This is a genomic window from Mycobacterium sp. NGS34 (assembly GCF_059812845.1).
This window is the reverse complement of record NZ_JCALDM010000007.1, coordinates 208,782-228,141: the sequence shown is the minus strand read 5'-3', so window position 1 is coordinate 228,141 and position 19,360 is coordinate 208,782. Positions and strand designations below refer to the sequence as shown.

The window sequence follows — 19,360 nt, the reverse complement described above, 5'->3', positions numbered from 1 at the left end:
TCGTTAAGCCATGGGCTCCGATTGGTGGGACAAGCCGCTGGCCAATCTCGTCATGCACTTGAATGGTGGCGAGAAGATCGTGCCGATATTCGACCAACTGTTCGTCGGCCGGCAGTGCGCGGGCATCGACGACCAGCGCCGGCTGGTTATCCCGGATCCGAACATCTCCCGCAACCACCTCGAGATCCGTTTGGACGTCACGACCGACCGGGCGTACCTCATCGACACGAGCACCAACGGGACATTGCTCAACGGCATGCCGCTGGAACGGGCCGTGCAGGTCCCCATCAAGCCCGACGACCAGATCTCGATAGGCGATGTCGTGCTGATCTTCCGATCGGACCGGTTCACCGCGGCCGGGATGACCAATACGAGCCCGACGCTGACCCGGATCGTCGAGGAGACGATGGTCATGGTGGTCGGCGACATCACCAACTACTCGACGATTTCCGAGGTCACCGATAACCGGGTGATCGCCCAGAGCCTGAACTATCTCTGGCACGAGCTCAACCTCGTCCTGCGCGCCCATCGGGGCACGCTCAACCATTACGCCGGCGATGCGCTGTACGCGGTCTGGGAACTGCGGACGATCCCGAAGGCCAATGAGCTCGCGATCGACTTCGCGCTCGCCGCGAACCGTCGGGTCGAGGAGCTCGGGCCCACACTGCCGCTGCGTTCACCGGACGGTTCGCCGATCCGCATGGGCTGGGGCGTGGTGCAGGGGCGGGCCGCGATCGCCGCGATGACGAGGACGGTCACGGCCGTCATCGGCGATGCGACCAACGTGGCGTTCCGGTTGGCCGGCATCGCCGGGCGCGCGGGCCGCCCGGCCGTGATGGTCAGCACCGGCGTTCATGCCGCCGTCGAGGCGCAATACGACTGGGGGCAGTCCGAGCAGGTGGAGATCAAGGGCCGGCGCGGAATGGAGACCGTCTTCCCGGTCGTCGCGCGTTCTTAGCCGACCGCCGCCGAGTGTGCGGCTAGCCGCACGCTCGGTCTCGAATGTGCGGCTAGCCGCACGCTCGCCGGGCCAATGCGGCTCGAACGCGGCCGACGACCTCAGTTGGCCGGTCGCCCGACACCACTCGTACGACGAACCAGCCACACCGCTGTAACCTTTCCAATCGCCTTACGTCCCAGGTGTATTGCTGGCGATCGCTGCGATGCTGGTCGCCGTCGTATTCGACGGCGACCTTGACGTCCTCCCAACCCATGTCGAGGTAAGCGAAGACGTTGCCGAATTCGTCGCGGACCGGAATCTGTGTCTGCGGTCTGGGCAGACCCGCCTGGACCAAGACGACGCGCAACCAGGACTCTTTGGGTGACTGTGCACCCCGATCGAATAAGTCCGCCGCTTGGCGCGCTCGCGCGACGCCTCTGCGTCCGGCGTATCGCCGGACCAGCAGCTCGACATCCGCCGCTTTAATTTCCGTGGCTCTGGCGAGGGCGTCGATGCCTGCCACCGCCGTCATGGTCGGGTACCAACAGCCGAAATCGAGTGCCGTCCTGACCGGCGAGGTGACCCGCATACCGGCCACCAGCTGGATCTCGTCCTCCTCGATGCGGTCTGCGTGCAATGTGATCCGTGGCGGCCCGCGGTGGTTGTCGTGCAGTAAATCCACCGCCTGTGCATCGTCGACCCACTTGCTGCCGTGCAGAGCGGCTGCCGCGAACCCTGCGACAACACCTCGGCGCCCGCTCCACAGCCACGCGGCGTTGGCACGTAGTTCGGCGGTGACGTCGACGTCACGCTCCACGTAGACGTCTGGGAACAATCGGCGAAAGCGAGTCGCCAGCTGGGACTTAGACACCACCCCTGCAGCGATGGCGTCGCTGCCGATGAACGGCTCTCGCACCCTGGCAGCCTCGCAGGCAATGCCATCGGCGTCACTTCAACTATCAACACTCCGCCGAACGTGCGGCTAGCCGCACACTCGAACGCGAACGTGCGGCAGGCCGCACACTCGGCGGCGGGAACGGCAAGGCTAGCCGAGGATCAGGCCCGACGTGGGCACACCCGTCCCGGCGGTGACGAGCACGTGCTCGACGTCGGGCACCGGGTTCACCGAGGTGCCGCGCAATTGCCGCACACCCTCGGCGATGCCGTTCATGCCGTGGATGTAGGCCTCGCCGAGTTGGCCGCCGTGCGTGTTGATGGGCAACCGCCCGCCCACCTCGATCGCACCGTCGGCGATGAAATCCTTCGCCTCCCCGCGACCGCAGAAACCCAACTCCTCCAACTGAATCAGCGTGAAGGGCGTGAAGTGGTCGTACAGGATGGCAGTCTGGATGTCGGTCGGTTTCAGACCGGACTGCTGCCACATCTGCCGACCGACCAGCCCCATCTCGGGCAGGCCGAGCTCGTCGCGGTAGTAACTGACCATCGTGTACTGGTCGGGGCTGGAGCCCTGCGCCGCGGCCTCGATGATCGCCGGCCGATGCTTGAGATCTTTCGCGCGCTCCGGCGAGGTCACGACGATCGCGACCGCACCGTCGGTCTCCTGGCAGCAGTCCAGCAGTCGCAGCGGCTCGGCGATCCACCGCGAATTCTGGTGGTCCTCAATGGTTATCGGCTTCTCATAGAAGTACGCCTTGGGATTCTTGGCGGCGTGCTTGCGGTCGGCCACCGAAATGGCGCCGAAGTCCCGGCTGGTCGCGCCCGACCAGTGCATGTAGCGCTGCGCGATCATGGCGACCTGTGCGGCCGGGGTAGACAGGCCGTGGGGATACGAGAAGGCGTTGTCGGCCGTCGTCGAATCCGCTTGGGCACCACCGTCTCCCACCAGCCGGGTCTGCACCTGGCCGAACCGCATGCCGGATCGCTCGTTGAACGCCCGGTATGCGACGACGACGTCGGCCACCCCGGTCGCGACGGCCAGCGCGGCATGCTGAACGGTCCCACACGCGGCACCGCCACCGTAATGAGTCTGGGCAAAGAACTTCAGCTCGCCGATGCCGGCGGCCCGCGCGACGGCGATCTCCTTGTTGGTGTCCATCGTGAACGTGGTCAGCCCGTCGACGTCCGACGGCGAAAGGCCGGCGTCGTCCAACGCATCCAGGACCGCCTCGGCCGCCAGGCGTAGCTCGCTGCGGCCGGAGTCCTTGGAAAAGTCGGTGGCGCCGATGCCGACGATGGCGGCCTTACCCGACAACATCAGGCACCCCCCATCGTCAGCGTCACGTTCGCGATGACGTGATCGCCAAGGCTGTTGCGGCCGAACACCTTCAGCGTGATCAAGCCGTCGTCGATGGCGGTCACCTCACCGGAGAAGGTGACGGTGTCGTAGGCATACCACGGCACCCCGAGCCGCAGCCCGATCGACTTGATCAGCGCCGACGGTCCGGCCCAGTCGGTGACGTAACGCTGCACCAGCCCGGTGTCGGTCAGGATGTTGACGAAGATGTCCTTGGAACCCTTGGCCTGCGCCAGGTCCCGATCGTGGTGCACGTCCTGAAAGTCCCTGGTAGCCAGGGCCGTCGAGATGATGAAGGTGGGGTCGCCGTACAGCTTGAGCTCGGGCAACTTGGTACCCACTTCAACAACAGGCGCGCTCATGCGTCAGGCTCCCAGGCGTAGAGGCTCCACTCCGGGCCGGAGTCACCGGCCGGGAAGTCGATATAGGTTGCGCGAACCGGCATTCCGATCTTGATCTCGGCGTGGTCGACGCCGCGCAGCTCGCCGAGCATCCGAACGCCCTCTTCCAGCTCGACGAGCGCGATCACGAAGGGCAGCGTGCGTCCCGGCACCTTCGGCGCGTGGTGCACGACGTAGCTGTACAGCGTGCCACGGCCGCTGGCCACGACGTAGTCGATGGGTTGGGCCTTGTCCTGCCACACCGCCGGCACCGGCGGATGCTGCAGGCTGCCGTCGGGCCGGCGCTGAATCCGCAACTCGTGCGCTTTGACGCCCGCCCAGAAGAAGGCGGTGTCACGCGACGACGCCGGACGCATCATGGTGTCGGGATCGAGGTCCTCGGGCACCGAGGACGGCGCGGATTCGCGGGGCTTGAACTTCAAGATCCGCCAAGCCATCTCGGCTACATCTTCGTCACCGACACGCCAGGTGATGTGCTGGTTGATGAAGTAGCCCTCACCGAGGCCGGTCTGCTTGGGGCCGACCACGTCGCGCATTTCGGAATGGATGGTGACCTGCTCGCCGGGACGCAGGTAACGGTGATAGGTCTGCTCACAGTTGGTGGCGACCACCCCGATATAGCCCGCGTCGTCGAACAGCTTCATGATCGGGCCCATCGGATCGTCGGTGGGGCGTTCACCGCCCTGCCCGAACATCGTCCACACCTGAATCATGGCCGGCGGGGCCACAATCCCGGGGTGGCCCGCGGCCCTGGCGGCATCCTCGTCCACGTAGATCGGGTTGCGGTCGCCGAGGGCCTCGACCCAGTTGTTGATGATCGGCTGGTTCACCGGATCCCGGCCCGCGCGCGGCGCGGCGACCACGGTGGCGGTGATCTCCGCGACCGCTTCGGCGATATCCGTCATCGAGGCACCCTCGGCACCTTGAGGCCGGCCGCCGCGATCATCTCTCGCATCACTTCGTTCACGCCTCCACCGAAGGTGATGACCAGGTTGCGCTTGGTCTGCGAATCCAGCCAGCGCAGCAGCTCGGCGGTGTCCGGTTCCGCCGGGTTGCCGTACTTGCCGACGATCTCCTCGGCGAGCCGGCCGATGTACTGAATGCGCTCGGTGCCAAACACTTTCGTCGATGCGGCGTCGGCCACGTTGATGTCCTCGCCCGCGGCCGCGACCTGCCAGTTCAGCAGTTCGTTGATCCGCCACATGGCGTAGATCTCGCCGAGCGCCCGCTTGACGTCCTCGTGGTCGATCGGGGTGACGCCGTCGCCGCCCGGCTTGGACGCCCAGGCGTGCAGCCGGTCGTAGATGCCGGCCGTGCGGCCCGCCGGGCCCAGCATGACCCGTTCGTTGTTGAGCTGGGTGGTGATCAGCCGCCAGCCGCCGTTCTCCTCGCCGACCAGCATGTCGGCGGGCACCCGCACGTCGTTGTAGTAGGTGGCGTTGGTGTGGTGGGCGCCGTCGGACAGGATGATCGGCGTCCAGGAATAGCCGGGATCCTTGGTGTCGACGATCAGGATCGAGATGCCTTTGTGCTTCACGGCTTCCGGGTCGGTGCGGCAGGCCAGCCAGATGTAGTCGGCGTCGTGGGCCCCGGTGGTGAAGACCTTCTGGCCGTTGACGATGTACTCGTCACCCTGGCGCACCGCGGTGGTCCGCAACGACGCCAGGTCGGTACCCGCCTCCGGTTCGGTGTAGCCGATCGCGAAGTGCACCTCGCCGGCCAGGATCGCGGGCAGGAACTTCTTCTTTTGCGCCTCGCTGCCGAACTGCTGCAACACCGGACCGACCGTCTGCAACGTCACGGCGGGCAGCGGCACGTCGGCCCGATGCGCCTCGTTGACGAAGATCGACTGCTCGATCGGGCCGAAACCCAAGCCGCCGAACTCCTTTGGCCAACCGACGCCGAGCTTGCCGTCCTGGCCCATCCGCCGGATCACCGCACGGTAGGCCTCGTTGTGACGGTCCTGCTCCATCGCCTTCATCTCGTCGGACGAGATCAGGTTCGAGAAGTATTCCCGTAGTTCCGCTTGCAGCTGACGCTGCTCCGGAGTCAGGTCTATGAACATTGCGCTCCCACCAGGTCGAGACGATGAGAAGAACCGCCCAGCAGCCGGGCCAGGTCTTTGATCGTGGAGTAGTACCGGTGCATCGGATAGGTGATGTCCATGCCCATCCCGCCGTGCAGGTGATGGCAGGTCTGCATGACCGGCGGCGCCTGCGACGTGATCCAGTATCCGAGGACGTCGAGGTCGCTATCGGAATCGCGGCCCTCGGACAGTCGCCACACCACCGACTTGGCGGCCAGATCGATGGTGCGCGAAGCGATGTAGACCTCCGCGAGCTGCGCGGCGACGGTCTGGAAGGTGGACAACGGCTTGCCGAACTGCTTGCGGTTGGCGACGTAGTCGGCGGTCAGTCGCAGCGCCCCGGCGACCAGCCCGTCGGCGTATGCGCCCGTCGCCGCCAGCGTCAGCTGGTTGACCCGGTGCGCCGAAGCGCCGGCCAACACGTCCGAATCACCAACCGCCACACCGTCGAACGTGACCGTGTACTCGTCCGAACCGTTCGAGGTCGGCGTGCGCTCCAGCCGCACACCGTCGGCCTTGGGCGACACGACCACGACGGCACTGTCGGTGGTCACGATCATCCAATCCGCTTGCCCGGCGTAGGCCACGCCGATCTTGACGCCCGACACGCGGCCGCCCGCGAAGGTGACGCCCGGCCGGTCGGGCAGCGCCGTGCCCGGCTCGTTGAGCGCCGCGGTCAGCACCGCGCCCTTGGCGACCCCGGCCAGGTAACGGTCCTGTTGCTCCTCGGAAGCCAGGTCGAGCAGCACCACCACCCCGAAGCCGAGCGTGGCCAGCGCCGGCGTGATGGCGCCGTGGCGGCCGGCTTCGGTCAGCACCGTGGCGACCTCGGGCAGGCCCACGCCGTCGCCCCCGAGGCGTTCGGGCACCGGCAGCGCCGTCAGCCCGCCGCTGACCAGCGCCTCCCATGACAGATCCCGGTCCAGCACCGACGTCGCCACATCGGCGACGGCCTGCTGCTCGGCAGTGAGATCGAAGTCCATTTTCAGTGCGCCACCGGGCATTTACCGGTGTAGTCCACCTGCCAGCGCTTGATGCCGTTGAGCCAACCCGAGCGCAACCGCTCCGGCTCCGAGATCGGCTTGAGGTCGGGCATGTGGTCGGCAACGGCGTTGAAGATCAGGTTGATCGTCAGCTTGGCCAGGTTCGCGCCGATGCAGTAGTGCGCACCGGTGCCGCCGAAACCGACGTGCGGGTTCGGATCCCGAAGGACGTTGAAGGTATACGGATCGTCGAAGATTTCCTCGTCGAAGTTGGCCGATCGATAGAACAGCACGACCCGCTGCCCCTTCTTGATCTGCACACCGGAGAGTTCGTAGTCATCCAGAGCGGTCCGCTGGAAACAGGTGACCGGGGTGGCCCAGCGGACGATCTCGTCGGCGGCGGTCTCCGGGCGCTCCTTCTTGAACAGCTCCCACTGGTCGGGGAAGTCGGCGAACGCCATCATCCCCTGCGTGATGGAGTTGCGGGTGGTCTCGTTGCCGGCCACCGCGAGCATCATCACGAAGAAACCGAACTCGTCGTCGGAGAGCTTTTCCCCGTCGATGTCGGCGTTGATCAGCGTGGTGACGATGTCCTCGCCGGGGTTTTCGGCCTTGATCGCGGCCATCTGCATCGCGTAGTTGAGCACCTCGAACGACGACGTCTTGGGATCGATGTCGGCATATTCGGGGTCGTCGTTGCCGGTCATCTCGTTCGACCAGCGGAACAGCTTTTCGCGGTCCTCCTGCGGCACCCCGAGCAAGCCCGCGATCGCCTGCAGCGGGAGCTCGCACGACACCTGTTCGACGAAGTCGCCGGAGCCGGCGGCCGCCGCGTCCCGGGCGATCTTCTGCGCGCGCTCCCGCAGCTCGTCCTCCAGGCGCCCGACGGCCCGCGGGGTGAAGCCGCGGGAGATGATCTTGCGCAGCCGGGTGTGGTGCGGCGCGTCCATGTTGAGCATGACGAACCGCTGCAGCTCGATGTCCTCGCGCGCGATGTCGTCGTTGAACCGGGGGATCACACAGTTCTCGTAGCTGGAGAAGACGTCGCTACGCCGGGAGATCTCCTTGACGTCGTTGAGCTTGGTGATCGCCCAGAAGCCGCCGTCGTTGAACCCGCCGCCGTGGCCCGGGGCTTGCTCGTTCCACCAGATCGGCGCCGTCGCGCGGACCTCGGCGAACTCTTCGACCGGAATCCGCTCCGCGTAGATGTCGGGGTCGGTGAAATCGAACCCGGGCGGAAGGTTGGGGCTGGGCACGCTACTTCTCCTTTAACTGCTGGTCCCTATGCTGGTCTGGCGACTGGCCAGTGACTGGCGATCCCAGGACACTAGCTTCCCTAGTGGAGCTCTGTTGCCAGTAAAACATGCCTCCACCGTAGAAAAAAGGCGCCGACGCATCGTCGCTTGTCATAGTAATGAAACGTGTTCTAGCCTGGCCCCATGGGTAACCCGGTAATCGTTGAAGCCACTCGCAGCCCGATCGGCAAGCGCAATGGATGGCTTTCAGGACTGCACGCCACCGAGCTGCTGGGCGCGGTGCAAAAGGCGCTGGTGGAAAAGGCCGGCATCGACGCCGGTGATGTGGAACAGGTCGTCGGCGGCTGCGTGACGCAGTTCGGCGAGCAGTCCAACAACATCACCCGGGTGAGCTGGCTCGTCGCCGGCCTGCCGGACCACGTCGGCGCCACGACCGTGGACTGCCAGTGCGGCAGCAGCCAGCAGGCCAACGGCCTGGTCGCCGGCCTGATCGCGGCGGGCGCCATCGACATCGGCATCGCGTGCGGGATCGAGGCCATGAGCCGCGTCGGGCTCGGCGCCAACGCCGGCCCCGACCGCGGCATCCTGCGGCCCGCCTCGTGGGACATCGACCTGCCCGACCAGTTCACCGCCGCCGAGCGGATCGCCAAGCGCCGCGGCATCACCCGCGAGGACATCGACGCCTGGGGCCTCCAGTCACAGCTGCGCGCGCAGCAGGCGTGGGCCGAGGGCCGGTTCGACCGGGAAATCTCGCCGATCGAGGCGCCGGTGCTCGACGAGCAGAAGCAGCCCACCAGCGAGCGCCACATGGTGGGCCGCGACCAGGGCCTGCGTGACACCACCCTGGAGGGCCTGAGCCAGCTCAAGCCGGTCATCGAGGGCGGCATCCACACGGCGGGCACGTCGTCGCAGATCTCCGACGGCGCCGCGGCGGTGTTGTGGATGGACGAGGACAAGGCCAAGGCGCTCGGGCTGCGGCCGCGGGCCCGGATCGTCAGCCAGGCGCTCGTCGGCGCCGAGCCCTACTACCACCTCGACGGCCCGGTGCAGTCGACGGCGAAGGTGCTGGAGAAGGCCGGGATGAAGATGGGCGACATCGACATCACCGAGATCAACGAGGCCTTCGCGTCGGTGGTGCTGTCCTGGGCGCGCGTCCACGAGCCCGACATGGCCAAGGTCAACGTCAACGGCGGGGCGATCGCGCTCGGCCACCCGGTGGGCAGCACCGGCAGCCGGCTGATCACCACCGCGCTGCACGAGCTCGAGCGCACCGACCAGACGACCGCGCTGATCACCATGTGCGCGGGCGGCGCCCTGTCCACCGGAACCATCATCGAACGCATCTAGCGCCCGGCGACGATGCAGAGCGCGAAGCGCGATGAGGTGGGGGCACCACCCGCTTGCGGGGGAGAGGCGGGCAATCAAATGGGCGTCTCGGAGGCCGACCGCATCGCGGCGGCCCAGGCGTACATCGACGCCCTGGTCACCCACGACGCCGAGGTCGTCCCGTTCGCGGACGGCTGCACCCGCATCGAGGTGGGCCTCAAGTCAGGATTTTCCGGAAATCACCTGCGGCGCAGCCTAAATCGCGGACCGCAGTACCGCATCATCGCGGCGACGACCCCGCCGGAGTACACCGTGTCCGGCGACGAAGTGCGCGCGGTGTACGACGTGCTGACCAAGGTCTCGTTCGGCGGACGGCGGGTCGGGTCGCGGGTGGACGAGACCTTCGTGATACCGGAAGCCGACGGGCTGATCCATCACATCAGGGCCAAGTTGCGCCCATTCATTCAGCGCTAGCCCGCCCGTAGGATCTACAGTCATGCCGAAATCACCCCCGCGGTTTCACGACTCGCCCTACGCCGACTTCATCATCAAGTGGATGTCGCGCCTGAACACGTTCATGTACCGCCGCAACGGCGGCGAAGGCCTCGGCGGGACCTTCCAGAAAATCCCCGTCGCCCTGCTGACGACCACCGGCCGCAAGACCGGCGAGCCCCGGGTCAGCCCGCTGTACTTCCTGCGCGACGGCGACCGGGTGATCGTCGCGGCGTCCAAGGGTGGGGCCGCGAAGAACCCGATGTGGTACCTGAACCTCAAGGCCAATCCCAAGGTGCAGGTGCAAATCAAGAACGAGGTGCTCGACCTCACCGCGCGCGACGCCACCGATGAGGAGCGCGCCCACTACTGGCCGCAATTGGTGGACATGTACCCGTCCTACGACGACTACCAGTCCTGGACCGACCGGACCATCCCGATCGTCATCTGCGACCCGTAACCCGCGCGGCGAGCCGCTTCGCCGAGCGTGAAGCCAGCGCGAAAACTAAGCGAAAATCTCGCCATGGCTTCACGTTCGGCGCGGGCGGGCCGCGCTAAGCCCCGTAGACCGGGACCGGCGGGCGCGCCTTGGCAAGCAGGTCGGCGACGACGGGCCCCAGCTCGGCGGGATCCCACCGCGCGCCCTTGTCGATCTGCGGACCGTGCGCCCAGCCCTCGGCGACGCGGATCTTGCCGCCCTCGACCTCGAACACCTTGCCGGTGACGTCGCGGGATTCGGCGCTGCCGAGCCAGACGACCAGCGGGGAGACGTTCTCCGGCGCCATGGCGTCGAAATCCTGGCCCTGCGTGGACATCATCTCGGCGAAGACGGTCTCGGTCATGCGGGTCCGGGCCGACGGGGCGATGGCGTTGACGGTCACGCCGTACCGCCCCATTTCGGCGGCGGCGACGAGCGTCATCGCCGCGATGCCCGCCTTGGCCGCGCTGTAGTTGCCCTGCCCGACGCTGCCCTGCAGGCCAGCACCGGAACTGGTGTTGATGATCCGCGCGTCGACGCTCTTGCCCTCCTTGGACAACCCCCGCCAGTACGACGCGGCGTGCCGCATGGTGGCGAAGTGCCCCTTGAGGTGCACGGCGATGACGGCGTCGAACTCCTCCTCGCTGGTGTTGGCCATCATCCTGTCGCGGACGATACCGGCGTTGTTCACCAAAACGTCCAAGCCGCCGAAGGTTTCGACGGCCGTCTGGATGAGGCCGGCCGCCTGGTCCCAGTCGGCGATGTTGGATCCGTTGGCGACCGCTTCTCCGCCGGCCGCGGTGATCTCGTCGACCACGCCCTGCGCCGCGCTGCCGCCGCCCGCGGGCGACCCGTCCAGGCCCACCCCGATGTCGTTGACCACCACGCGAGCGCCCTCGGCCGCGAAGGCCAGCGCATGCGCGCGACCGATTCCGCCGCCCGCCCCGGTGACGATGACGACCCGGCCGTCAACTAGCCCCATATCCGTTTGTCTCCTCTACTTGACTGCGCTCGCGTTGGTAGTGGCCAGATAGTGCGGTGGTTCGCCGCCGCCGTGCACCTCCAACGAGGCGCCGCTGATGTAGCACGCCGCGTCGGAGGCCAAAAATGCTGCGGCCCAACCGACGTCATCCGGCTTGGCCAGCCGGCCCAGCGGGACGTTCTTGGAAATGGCGGCGATGGACTCGGCATCGCCGTAGAACAGGTCGGCCTGCTCGGTCTCGACCATCCCGACCACGCAGGCGTTCACCCGCACCTTGGGTCCCCATTCGACCGCCAGCGTCTGCGTGAGGCTCTCCAGGCCGGCCTTGGCCGCCCCGTATGCGCCGGTGCCCGGCGACGGCCGCCGGCCGGACAGGCTGCAGATGTTGACGATGGACCCGCCGCCCGGCTGGCCCTGCATCTTCTCGTTGGCACACTGCGAAACGATCAGCGCACCAATGAGATTGAGCTCGATGATCTTGCGGTTGAACTTCGGGCTGGACTCCGCGGTCAGCACATACGGCGACCCGCCGGCGTTGTTCACGACGACGTCGAGCCGACCGTGGGTGTCGACGACGGCGTCGATCAGCGCCGTGACGGCGTCTTCGTCGCGGACGTCGCAGGAGTGGAATTCGTAGGGCAGACCCTCGACCGCGCGCCGGGCGCAGGTCACCACGGTTGCGCCTTGTTCGGCGAAAACCGAGCTGATGCCTGCGCCTACTCCTCGCACACCGCCGGTGACCAGAACCACGCGTCCCGCCAATCCCAGATTGATGGTGCCGGCTCCGTCGGGTCGAGTCACTGTGCTAGCGTACCAAGCAAGTGCTTGCTTAGGTAACTGACCCCAGCAGGAAGTGCCATGACGATCACATCCAACGAAATCGAACCCGGCATCGTCGCGGTCACCGTCGACTACCCGCCCGTCAACGCCATCCCGTCGGGCGGGTGGTTCGAACTGGCCGACGCCGTCACGGCCGCCGGCGCCAATCCCGATGCCCACGCGGTGATCCTGCGGGCCGAGGGCCGGGGCTTCAACGCGGGTGTGGACATCAAGGAGATGCAGCGCACCGAGGGATTCACCGCGCTGATCGACGCCAACCGCGGTTGCTTCGCCGCCTTCCGCGCGGTCTACGAATGCGCCGTGCCGGTGATCGCGGCCGTGAACGGATTCTGCGTCGGTGGCGGGATCGGCCTGGTGGGCAACTCCGACGTCATCGTGGCCTCCGACGACGCCACCTTCGGGCTGCCGGAGGTCGAACGCGGGGCGCTCGGCGCGGCGACGCACCTGTCGCGGCTGGTGCCACAGCACCTGATGCGGCGGCTGTTCTTCACCGCCGCCACCGTCGACGCCGCCACCCTGCATCACTTCGGCTCGGTGCACGAGGTGGTGCCCCGGGATCAGTTGGACGAGGCCGCGTTGCGGGTCGCCCGCGACATCGCCGCCAAGGACACGCGCGTCATTCGTGCGGCCAAGGAGGCGCTCAACCTCATCGACGTGCAACGGGTCAACTCGAGTTACCGCATGGAACAAGGGTTTACGTTCGAGCTCAACCTCGCCGGGGTAGCCGACGAGCACCGCGATGCGTTCGCCGGGACGAAGAAGGGCAAGAACGCGTGAGCGACAAACGAACGACTCTGGACGAGGCCGTCGCGGAATTGCGCAGCGGCATGACGATCGGCATCGGCGGCTGGGGCTCGCGGCGCAAACCGATGGCCTTCGTGCGGGCGATGCTGCGCACCGACGTCACGGACCTGACCGTGGTCACCTACGGCGGACCCGACCTCGGCCTGTTGTGCTCGGCGGGCAAGGTCAAGCGCGTCTACTACGGATTCGTCTCGCTGGACTCCGCGCCGTTCTACGACCCGTGGTTCGCCAAGGCCCGCACCAGCGGCGCCATCGAAGCGCGCGAGATGGACGAGGGCATGCTGCGCTGCGGGTTGCAGGCGGCGGCTCAGCGCCTGCCGTTCCTGCCGATCCGCGCGGGGCTGGGCAGTTCGGTTCCCGACTTCTGGGAGGGCGAGCTGCAAACGGTCACCAGCCCCTATCCGGCGCCCGGCGGCGGGCACGAGACGCTGCTCGCGATGCCGGCCCTGCGCCTGGACGCCGCCTTCGCACACCTGAATCTCGGTGACAGCCAAGGCAATGCGGCCTACAGCGGCATCGACCCCTACTTCGACGACCTCTTCCTGATGGCGGCCGAGAAACGGTACCTGTCGGTGGAGCGGGTCGTGTCGACCGATGAACTGGTCAAGGCCGTCCCGCCGCAGGCGCTGCTGGTGAACCGCATGATGGTCGACGCGGTCGTCGAGGCGCCGGGCGGGGCCCACTTCACCACCGCCGCACCGGATTACGGGCGCGACGAGAAGTTCCAGCGCCACTACGCCGAGGCGGCGTCCACCGACGAGGGCTGGCAGCAGTTCGTGCAGACCTATCTGTCTGGCAGCGAGGACGACTACCAGGCCGCCGTACGCGCATTCGGAGAGGAGGCCGCGAAATGAGCAGCCGAGCGGAGGTTTGCGCGGTCGCCTGCGCCGAATTATTCAGGGAAGCCGGCGAAATCATGATCAGCCCGATGACGAACATGGCCTCCGTCGGCGCGCGCCTGGCCCGGCTCACGTTCTCCCCGGACATCCTGCTGACCGACGGCGAGGCTCAGCTGCTGGCCGACACCCCGGCGTTGGGCAAGATGGGCGCCGTCGAGGGCTGGATGCCGTTCGGCCGGGTGTTCGAGACGCTGGCCTGGGGGCGCCGGCACGTGGTGATGGGCGCCAATCAGGTGGATCGCTTTGGCAATCAGAACATCTCGGCGTTCGGCCCGCTGCAGCACCCCACCCGGCAGATGTTCGGCCTGCGGGGCGCGCCCGGCAACGCCATCAACCACGCGACCAGCTACTGGGTCGGCAACCACTCGAAGCGGGTGTTCTGCGACGCGGTCGACGTGGTCTGCGGCATCGGCTGGGACAAGATCGATGCCGACAACCCGGCATTCCGGTTCGCCAACCCGTATCGGGTGGTGTCCAACCTCGGGGTGTTCGACTTCAACGGGCCCGGTAAGACGATGCGGGCGGTGTCGCTGCATCCCGGCGTATCGCCCGACGACGTCCGGGAGAACACGTCGTTCGAGGTGGCCGGCGTCGACGAGGCGCAAGAGTCCCGACTGCCGACCGACGACGAGCTACGCCTGATCCGCGAGGTCATCGACCCGAAGGCACTGCGCGACAAAGAGATACGGTGATGAGGCTGCGCACCCCGCTGACCGAGCTGGTCGGCATCGAGCACCCGGTGGTGCAAACCGGAATGGGCTGGGTGGCCGGTGCTCGGCTGGTTTCCGCCACGGCCAACGCGGGCGGACTGGGCATCCTGGCTTCGGCGACCATGACCCTCGACGAGTTGGCGACCGCCATCGGCAAGGTCAAGGCCGCGACCGACAAACCGTTCGGTGTGAACATCCGCGCCGACGCGGCCGACGCCGGCGACCGCGTCGAGTTGATGATCCGAGAAGGCGTCAAGGTGGCGTCGTTCGCGTTGGCGCCCAAGCAGGAGCTGATCGTCCGGCTGAAAGACGCTGGGGCGGTGGTTATCCCGTCGATCGGCGCGGCCAAACACGCTCGCAAGGTCGCGGCCTGGGGCGCCGACGCGATGATCGTGCAGGGCGGCGAGGGCGGTGGGCACACCGGGCCCGTCGCGACCACGCTGCTGCTGCCCTCCGTGCTGGACGCGGTGCAGGGCACCGGCATCCCGGTGATCGCGGCGGGCGGATTCTTCGACGGGCGCGGGCTCGCGGCGGCGTTGTCCTACGGCGCCGCCGGCGTGGCGATGGGTACGAGGTTCTTGCTCACCTCGGATTCCACCGTGCCCGATGCGGTCAAACGGCGCTACCTCGAGGCGGCGCTGGACGGCACGGTCGTCACCACGCGAGTCGACGGCATGCCGCATCGAGTGCTGCGGACCGGGCTGGTCGAGAAGCTGGAAAACGGCTCGCCGGTAAGGGGTTTGACGGCAGCGGTGCGCAACGCGGCGAAGTTCAAGAACATGTCGCAGATGACCTGGGCCTCGATGATCCGCGACGGCCTGGCGATGCGCCACGGCAAGGAGCTGACCTGGTCGCAGGTCGTGATGGCGGCGAACACCCCGATGCTGCTCAAGGCGGGGCTGGTCGAGGGCAACACCGAGGCCGGCGTGCTGGCCTCCGGCCAGGTGGCCGGAATCCTCGACGACTTGCCGTCGTGCGCCGAGCTGATCGATTCGATCGTGCGCGACGCGATCGCCCACCTGAAGGCGGCGACGGCGCTGGTCGAAGAACCGTCAGCCGTGGACTAAGGACCCTGGCCGCCGAGCGGGACGCGGCGTCATCCTGGACGGATGATGACGCTGGCACCGGGATCTTGGCCCACTCCGCTCTTGAACGCCGTTCGTGCTTCGAACAAATACCTGCTCAACCCGCTCATGGTGCAGCTGGCCGGGCACAAGCACTGGTACGCGGCCGCGATCAAGCACACCGGGCGGCGCTCCGGCAAGCAGTACACCACGCCGGTCGTAGCCGAGCGCATCGCCGACGGCTTCGTCATACCGCTGCCCTACGGCACCGATGTGGATTGGTTGCAGAACGTCCGCGCGGCTGGGCGAGCGACCATCTCGGCCCAGGGCGAAGACTACGAGGTGGTAGAGCCCGAGATCATCGACGCGGCTGCGGCGCTGCCCATGCTGGCGGCCCCACGCCGACGCACGTTCGAGCGAGTCGGCATCGACGGCTACCTCAGGCTCAAGGATCAATCGCCGAGCTGAGCGCCGTTTCTCGCCAGCCGCTGGATGAAGCTAAGTCCTAAACTTTTCAGAAATGAAGCTATAATCTTCATATGGCTACGGTGAAGCTTTCTCCTTCACTGCGTGCGACCCTGATCGGCGACATCGTCGGGTCCCGGCGCGCCCGCGACCGCCCGGCGCTGCACCGGCGCGTCGCCACCGCGCTGCGGCAGGTCGCCGACGGTGCCCTCGACCCGCCCGCGTTCACCGTCGGCGACGAGTTTCAGGGCAGCTACCCCAGCCTCGGTGCCGCCATCGACGCCGCATTGACGGTGCGCCTGCTGCTTGCCCCCGAGACCGACGTCCGATTCGGCATCGGCTGGGGGACGGTCGCCGTCCTCGACGCCGACGCCGGGATCCAGGACGGGCCGGGCTGGTGGACCGCCCGGGCCGCCATCCAGCAGACGGCGGAGGCCCAGCGGCAGCCCGGGTTCACCCTGGTGCGCACCACATTCCGGGCGGACGACGGCACGCGCGCCGACGCCGCGGCCGTCAACGCGGCGCTGATTTGTCGGGACCATCTGCTTGGATCGCTCGATGAAAGATCGTTACGGATTGTGAGGGGCTTGATGACCGGCCGGACCAAGAAGGAGCTCGCCGCGGCCGAGGGCGTCAGCCCGTCCGCTGTGTCCCAGCGGGCGGCTCGTGACGGTCTGGACCTGATTGTCCGTGCCTCCCAATATCTTCGGAGCCTGCAGTGAGCGCGGTCGCGGTCCTGCTGATCGCTGTCGGGATTGCCGATCTGTGCCGACGAGCGGTCGGCGCGGCCTGGCTCCCCGTGGTGGTCGCGCCGATCGTGGTGACGGGCTGCGCGGCACTGGGTGCGCTGTGGCATCGCGGCGATGTCCCGCTGCTCGTGCTGGCGGTCGCCGTGGCCGTCGTGTGGGAGTGGCTCTGCGTGCGCGCCGAGCGCAGCGGCAAGCGACAAACGGCGCCGTTGGCCGTATTCGCCGCCGCGCTGGTGCTCGCGACCGCGTTGTCCGGATGGTCCTCGCCGGTCAACGGACTGATCGCGCGGTGGTCCGCTTGGGTGCAACTGCCGCTGAGCCACGTGACGCCCACCCGGCTGCTGATGATCGTCGCCGTGGTGCTGGTGCAGTTCGCCACCGGAAATCAGTTGGTGCGCCTGGTGCTCGGCTCGGTGGGCGCGGTGCGTCCCGCCGGTGAGCCGCAGCCGTCGGACCGGCTCAAGGGCGGCCGGCTGCTGGGCCCGATGGAGCGCCTGCTGATCCTGAGCCTCGGTGTCGGCGGGCAGGTCGCCGCGGCCAGCGCCGTCGTCGCCGCCAAGGGCATCATCCGCTTTCCCGAGCTGAGCGCCCAAAAGAACCGCAACGGCGACATCGGCATCGACGAAGTGACCGAATACTTTCTGGTGGGCAGCTTCACGAGTTGGCTGCTCGCCCTGGGCGGAATCGCGCTGGTGCTCGCCGCGCGGTGACCAAACGCCGAGCGTGCAATTCACGACGAGACACGCCGGTGAAGCGTCGCAGAATGCACGTTCGCCCCAGAAGTTAGAGCCGCTCGATGATGGTGACGTTGGCCGTGCCGCCACCCTCGCACATCGTCTGCAGGCCGTAGCGGCCGCCGACGCGCTCGAGCTCGTTGAGCATCGTGGTGAACAGCTTGGCCCCGGTGGCACCGAGCGGGTGACCGAGGGCGATCGCGCCGCCGTTGGGGTTGACCTTTTCCGGGTCGGCCTTGATCTCCTTGAGCCAGGCCATAACTACCGGCGCGAAGGCCTCGTTGATCTCGACGGTGTCGATGTCCCCGATGGACAGCCCGGTCTTGTCGAGGGCATACCGGGTGGCGGGGATGGGCCCGGTCAGCATGAAAACCGGGTCGGCGGCGCGGGCGCTGATGTGGTGGATGCGGGCCCGGGGTGTCAAGCCGTGGTCCTTGACCGCCTGCTCGGAGGCCAGCAGCACGGCACTGGCGCCGTCGGAGATCTGGCTGGCCATCGCGGCGGTCAGCCGGCCACCCTCGACCAGTGTCTTCAGGCCGGCCATCTTCTCCAACGACGACTCGCGCGGGCCCTCGTCGACCCGGAACGGTCCGGATTCTGTTTCGACAGTGATGATTTCGTTGTCGAAGTGTCCGCCACGAATGGCCGCGAACGCGCGCTCGTGGCTGGTCAGCGAGAACTGCTCCATCTCTTCGCGCGACAGGTTCCACTTCTCGGCGATCATCTCCGAGCCGCGGAATTGCGAGATCTCCTGATCGCCGTAGCGGTGCAGCCACTGCTTGGATTCGCTTGTGGGCGAGGTGAAGCCGAATTGCTCGCCGACCGTCATCGCCGACGAGATCGGGATCCAGCTCATGTTCTGCATGCCGCCGGCCACGATCAGGTCGGCCGTGCCCGCCATGATCGCCTGCGCGCCAAAGGAAATCGCCTGCTGGCTGGAGCCGCACTGCCGGTCCACGGTGACACCGGGCACCTCTTCGGGATAACCGGCGGCCAGCCACGAGAGCCGGGCGATATTGCCCGCCTGTCCGCCGATGGCGTCGACGCAACCCGCGATCACGTCGTCCACGGCGCCGGGGTCGACGTCGACGCGGTCGAGCAATCCGCGCCAGCCATAAGCGCCGAGGTCGACGGGATGTATCCCGGCCAAGGCGCCGTTGCGCTTGCCAACCGCGGTACGCACAGCGTCAATGACGTACGCCTCAGGCATCTTTCAGACTCCTTCTTTGGTGATCCCGCCAAGGACAATGGCGAGATATTGCTGACCCACCTGCTGCGCGGTGAGCGGTCCGCCGGGTTGATACCAGCGCACCGACACCCAGGTGGTGTCACGGATGAAACGGTAGACGAGGTCGACATCCAGGTCGGGCTGGAAGCAGCCCTCGTCGATGCCCTGATTGAGCACCTCGACCCACATCTTGCGTTGTTGGCGGTTCATGTCCTCGATGTAGGAGAACCTGTCCTGCGACAGGAGGCGTTTGGCCTCGTCCTGGTAGATGACGACCTGCGCGTGGCGATCCTCGATCGCCTCGAACGACGCCATGAACAGCCCCTTGAGTCGCTCCAGCGGGTTGGGCTCGCTATCGATGATTTCGCGGTAGCGGGCGAACAGCCAATCCAGGAAATCGCGGAGGAGCTCGTCGACCATCTCCTCTTTGGAGGAGAAGTGGTGGTACAGGCTGCCGGACAAAATGCCCGCACCATCGGCGATGTCGCGCACGGTGGTGGCGCGCAACCCACGCTCGGCGAACATGCTTGCGGCGAGCGCAAGCAATTCGTCTCGCCGGCTGTTAGCCTGACCGGCCACTCGGTCCACTGGATCAGGGTATCAACCAAGCGCTTGCTCGGCCAATGGGCTCGGCGCGACAAAGACGAGCTCGCCAACACCGCCCCTCGG

22 protein-coding genes are annotated in these 19,360 nt (G+C 67.2%); 11 read left to right on the top strand and 11 right to left on the bottom strand.

Features of this window, described 5'->3' with window-relative positions:
- Window positions 1-10: 10 nt before the first annotated feature.
- A complete protein-coding gene (locus AC5Y7V_RS19265; protein WP_499881627.1) occupies window positions 11-958 on the top strand; it encodes an FHA domain-containing protein in 948 nt (315 codons plus the stop codon).
- Between the two features lie 52 nt (window positions 959-1,010).
- On the opposite strand, the gene AC5Y7V_RS19260 is transcribed toward AC5Y7V_RS19265, so the two are convergent.
- The 7 genes from AC5Y7V_RS19260 to AC5Y7V_RS19230 form a co-directional block, all read right to left on the bottom strand.
- Entirely contained in the window at window positions 1,011-1,856 is an 846-nt protein-coding gene (locus AC5Y7V_RS19260; RefSeq protein ID WP_499881626.1) for a putative endonuclease domain-containing protein, read from the bottom strand.
- Between the two features lie 129 nt (window positions 1,857-1,985).
- Window positions 1,986-3,155 carry a 17-hydroxy-3-oxo-4-pregnene-20-carboxyl-CoA lyase gene (gene ltp2, locus AC5Y7V_RS19255; RefSeq protein ID WP_499881625.1) on the bottom strand — a complete coding sequence of 390 codons (1,170 nt, stop codon included), beginning with the start codon at window positions 3,153-3,155 and terminating at the stop codon, window positions 1,986-1,988.
- Entirely contained in the window at window positions 3,155-3,556 is a 402-nt protein-coding gene (locus AC5Y7V_RS19250) for a MaoC family dehydratase (RefSeq protein WP_499881624.1), read from the bottom strand. Before AC5Y7V_RS19250 ends, ltp2 begins: the two co-directional genes overlap by 1 nt.
- Complete coding sequence (locus AC5Y7V_RS19245; RefSeq protein WP_499881623.1) at window positions 3,553-4,500, bottom strand: bifunctional MaoC family dehydratase N-terminal/OB-fold nucleic acid binding domain-containing protein; 948 nt, start codon at window positions 4,498-4,500, stop codon at window positions 3,553-3,555. The genes AC5Y7V_RS19250 and AC5Y7V_RS19245 overlap by 4 nt, the downstream gene beginning before the upstream one ends.
- Complete coding sequence (gene fadE29, locus AC5Y7V_RS19240; protein WP_499881622.1) at window positions 4,497-5,660, bottom strand: acyl-CoA dehydrogenase FadE29; 1,164 nt, start codon at window positions 5,658-5,660, stop codon at window positions 4,497-4,499. The genes AC5Y7V_RS19245 and fadE29 overlap by 4 nt, the downstream gene beginning before the upstream one ends.
- Window positions 5,651-6,664 (bottom strand): acyl-CoA dehydrogenase family protein, encoded by a 1,014-nt coding sequence (locus tag AC5Y7V_RS19235; RefSeq protein ID WP_499881621.1) that lies wholly within the window; start codon window positions 6,662-6,664, stop codon window positions 5,651-5,653. The genes fadE29 and AC5Y7V_RS19235 overlap by 10 nt, the downstream gene beginning before the upstream one ends.
- A 2-nt stretch (window positions 6,665-6,666) precedes the next feature.
- A complete protein-coding gene (locus AC5Y7V_RS19230; RefSeq protein WP_499881620.1) occupies window positions 6,667-7,920 on the bottom strand; it encodes a cytochrome P450 in 1,254 nt (417 codons plus the stop codon).
- A gap of 183 nt (window positions 7,921-8,103) precedes the next feature.
- Between AC5Y7V_RS19230 and AC5Y7V_RS19225 the strand changes: the two genes are divergently transcribed.
- The 3 genes from AC5Y7V_RS19225 (at window position 8,104) to AC5Y7V_RS19215 (ending at window position 10,198) form a co-directional block, all read left to right on the top strand.
- Entirely contained in the window at window positions 8,104-9,267 is a 1,164-nt protein-coding gene (locus AC5Y7V_RS19225) for a steroid 3-ketoacyl-CoA thiolase (RefSeq protein ID WP_499881619.1), read from the top strand.
- Window positions 9,268-9,345: 78 nt separating this feature from the next.
- Window positions 9,346-9,720 carry a DUF8021 domain-containing protein gene (locus AC5Y7V_RS19220; RefSeq protein WP_499881618.1) on the top strand — a complete coding sequence of 125 codons (375 nt, stop codon included), beginning with the start codon at window positions 9,346-9,348 and terminating at the stop codon, window positions 9,718-9,720.
- A gap of 22 nt (window positions 9,721-9,742) precedes the next feature.
- Window positions 9,743-10,198 (top strand): nitroreductase family deazaflavin-dependent oxidoreductase, encoded by a 456-nt coding sequence (locus AC5Y7V_RS19215; protein ID WP_499881617.1) that lies wholly within the window; start codon window positions 9,743-9,745, stop codon window positions 10,196-10,198.
- 94 nt (window positions 10,199-10,292) lie between these two features.
- Here AC5Y7V_RS19215 and AC5Y7V_RS19210 read toward each other — a convergent pair whose 3' ends face one another.
- Together AC5Y7V_RS19210 and AC5Y7V_RS19205 are read right to left on the bottom strand one after the other, a co-directional pair.
- Complete coding sequence (locus AC5Y7V_RS19210) at window positions 10,293-11,198, bottom strand: SDR family oxidoreductase (protein ID WP_499881616.1); 906 nt, start codon at window positions 11,196-11,198, stop codon at window positions 10,293-10,295.
- A gap of 15 nt (window positions 11,199-11,213) precedes the next feature.
- Complete coding sequence (locus tag AC5Y7V_RS19205; protein WP_499881789.1) at window positions 11,214-11,972, bottom strand: SDR family oxidoreductase; 759 nt, start codon at window positions 11,970-11,972, stop codon at window positions 11,214-11,216.
- An 84-nt stretch (window positions 11,973-12,056) separates the two neighbouring features.
- Between AC5Y7V_RS19205 and echA20 the strand changes: the two genes are divergently transcribed.
- From echA20 to AC5Y7V_RS19170, 7 genes are all read left to right on the top strand, one after another.
- On the top strand, window positions 12,057-12,815 hold the full coding sequence (gene echA20 / locus AC5Y7V_RS19200) for a (7aS)-7a-methyl-1,5-dioxo-2,3,5,6,7,7a-hexahydro-1H-indene-carboxyl-CoA hydrolase (RefSeq protein ID WP_499881615.1): 759 nt from the start codon (window positions 12,057-12,059) through the stop codon (window positions 12,813-12,815).
- Window positions 12,812-13,696 (top strand): cholesterol ring-cleaving hydrolase subunit IpdA, encoded by an 885-nt coding sequence (ipdA, locus tag AC5Y7V_RS19195; RefSeq protein WP_499881614.1) that lies wholly within the window; start codon window positions 12,812-12,814, stop codon window positions 13,694-13,696. The genes echA20 and ipdA overlap by 4 nt, the downstream gene beginning before the upstream one ends.
- The gene (ipdB, locus tag AC5Y7V_RS19190; protein ID WP_499881613.1) at window positions 13,693-14,433 is read left to right on the top strand and encodes a cholesterol ring-cleaving hydrolase subunit IpdB; all 741 of its coding nucleotides are present in this window, start codon (window positions 13,693-13,695) and stop codon (window positions 14,431-14,433) included. Before ipdA ends, ipdB begins: the two co-directional genes overlap by 4 nt.
- Window positions 14,433-15,518, top strand: a complete 1,086-nt coding sequence (gene ipdC / locus AC5Y7V_RS19185) for a (3aS,4S,5R,7aS)-5-hydroxy-7a-methyl-1-oxo-octahydro-1H-indene-4-carboxyl-CoA dehydrogenase (RefSeq protein ID WP_499881612.1) — start codon at window positions 14,433-14,435, stop codon at window positions 15,516-15,518. Before ipdB ends, ipdC begins: the two co-directional genes overlap by 1 nt.
- A gap of 42 nt (window positions 15,519-15,560) precedes the next feature.
- Window positions 15,561-15,983 carry a nitroreductase family deazaflavin-dependent oxidoreductase gene (locus tag AC5Y7V_RS19180; RefSeq protein ID WP_499881611.1) on the top strand — a complete coding sequence of 141 codons (423 nt, stop codon included), beginning with the start codon at window positions 15,561-15,563 and terminating at the stop codon, window positions 15,981-15,983.
- Window positions 15,984-16,054: 71 nt separating this feature from the next.
- On the top strand, window positions 16,055-16,702 hold the full coding sequence (locus AC5Y7V_RS19175; protein WP_499881610.1) for a SatD family protein: 648 nt from the start codon (window positions 16,055-16,057) through the stop codon (window positions 16,700-16,702).
- The gene (locus AC5Y7V_RS19170; RefSeq protein ID WP_499881609.1) at window positions 16,699-17,439 is read left to right on the top strand and encodes a hypothetical protein; all 741 of its coding nucleotides are present in this window, start codon (window positions 16,699-16,701) and stop codon (window positions 17,437-17,439) included. Before AC5Y7V_RS19175 ends, AC5Y7V_RS19170 begins: the two co-directional genes overlap by 4 nt.
- Window positions 17,440-17,512: 73 nt before the next feature.
- Here AC5Y7V_RS19170 and fadA6 read toward each other — a convergent pair whose 3' ends face one another.
- Window positions 17,513-18,673 carry a steroid 3-ketoacyl-CoA thiolase FadA6 gene (fadA6, locus tag AC5Y7V_RS19165; RefSeq protein WP_499881608.1) on the bottom strand — a complete coding sequence of 387 codons (1,161 nt, stop codon included), beginning with the start codon at window positions 18,671-18,673 and terminating at the stop codon, window positions 17,513-17,515.
- Between the two features lie 3 nt (window positions 18,674-18,676).
- On the bottom strand, window positions 18,677-19,279 hold the full coding sequence (kstR2, locus tag AC5Y7V_RS19160) for a TetR family transcriptional regulator KstR2 (protein WP_499881607.1): 603 nt from the start codon (window positions 19,277-19,279) through the stop codon (window positions 18,677-18,679).
- Between the last annotated feature and the right edge of the window lie 81 nt (window positions 19,280-19,360).

Bases quoted from the DNA above. Each gene is read 5' to 3' on its own strand.
- AC5Y7V_RS19265 (WP_499881627.1), top strand. From the start codon at position 11: ATGGGCTCCGATTGGTGGGACAAGCCGCTGGCCAATCTCGTCATGCAC.
- ltp2 (WP_499881625.1), bottom strand. From the start codon at position 3,155: ATGTTGTCGGGTAAGGCCGCCATCGTCGGCATCGGCGCCACCGACTTT.
- AC5Y7V_RS19250 (WP_499881624.1), bottom strand. From the start codon at position 3,556: ATGAGCGCGCCTGTTGTTGAAGTGGGTACCAAGTTGCCCGAGCTCAAG.
- AC5Y7V_RS19245 (WP_499881623.1), bottom strand. From the start codon at position 4,500: ATGACGGATATCGCCGAAGCGGTCGCGGAGATCACCGCCACCGTGGTC.
- fadE29 (WP_499881622.1), bottom strand. From the start codon at position 5,660: ATGTTCATAGACCTGACTCCGGAGCAGCGTCAGCTGCAAGCGGAACTA.
- AC5Y7V_RS19235 (WP_499881621.1), bottom strand. From the start codon at position 6,664: ATGGACTTCGATCTCACTGCCGAGCAGCAGGCCGTCGCCGATGTGGCG.
- AC5Y7V_RS19225 (WP_499881619.1), top strand. From the start codon at position 8,104: ATGGGTAACCCGGTAATCGTTGAAGCCACTCGCAGCCCGATCGGCAAG.
- AC5Y7V_RS19220 (WP_499881618.1), top strand. From the start codon at position 9,346: ATGGGCGTCTCGGAGGCCGACCGCATCGCGGCGGCCCAGGCGTACATC.
- AC5Y7V_RS19215 (WP_499881617.1), top strand. From the start codon at position 9,743: ATGCCGAAATCACCCCCGCGGTTTCACGACTCGCCCTACGCCGACTTC.
- AC5Y7V_RS19210 (WP_499881616.1), bottom strand. From the start codon at position 11,198: ATGGGGCTAGTTGACGGCCGGGTCGTCATCGTCACCGGGGCGGGCGGC.
- echA20 (WP_499881615.1), top strand. From the start codon at position 12,057: ATGACGATCACATCCAACGAAATCGAACCCGGCATCGTCGCGGTCACC.
- ipdB (WP_499881613.1), top strand. From the start codon at position 13,693: ATGAGCAGCCGAGCGGAGGTTTGCGCGGTCGCCTGCGCCGAATTATTC.
- ipdC (WP_499881612.1), top strand. From the start codon at position 14,433: ATGAGGCTGCGCACCCCGCTGACCGAGCTGGTCGGCATCGAGCACCCG.
- AC5Y7V_RS19180 (WP_499881611.1), top strand. From the start codon at position 15,561: ATGATGACGCTGGCACCGGGATCTTGGCCCACTCCGCTCTTGAACGCC.
- AC5Y7V_RS19175 (WP_499881610.1), top strand. From the start codon at position 16,055: ATGGCTACGGTGAAGCTTTCTCCTTCACTGCGTGCGACCCTGATCGGC.
- fadA6 (WP_499881608.1), bottom strand. From the start codon at position 18,673: ATGCCTGAGGCGTACGTCATTGACGCTGTGCGTACCGCGGTTGGCAAG.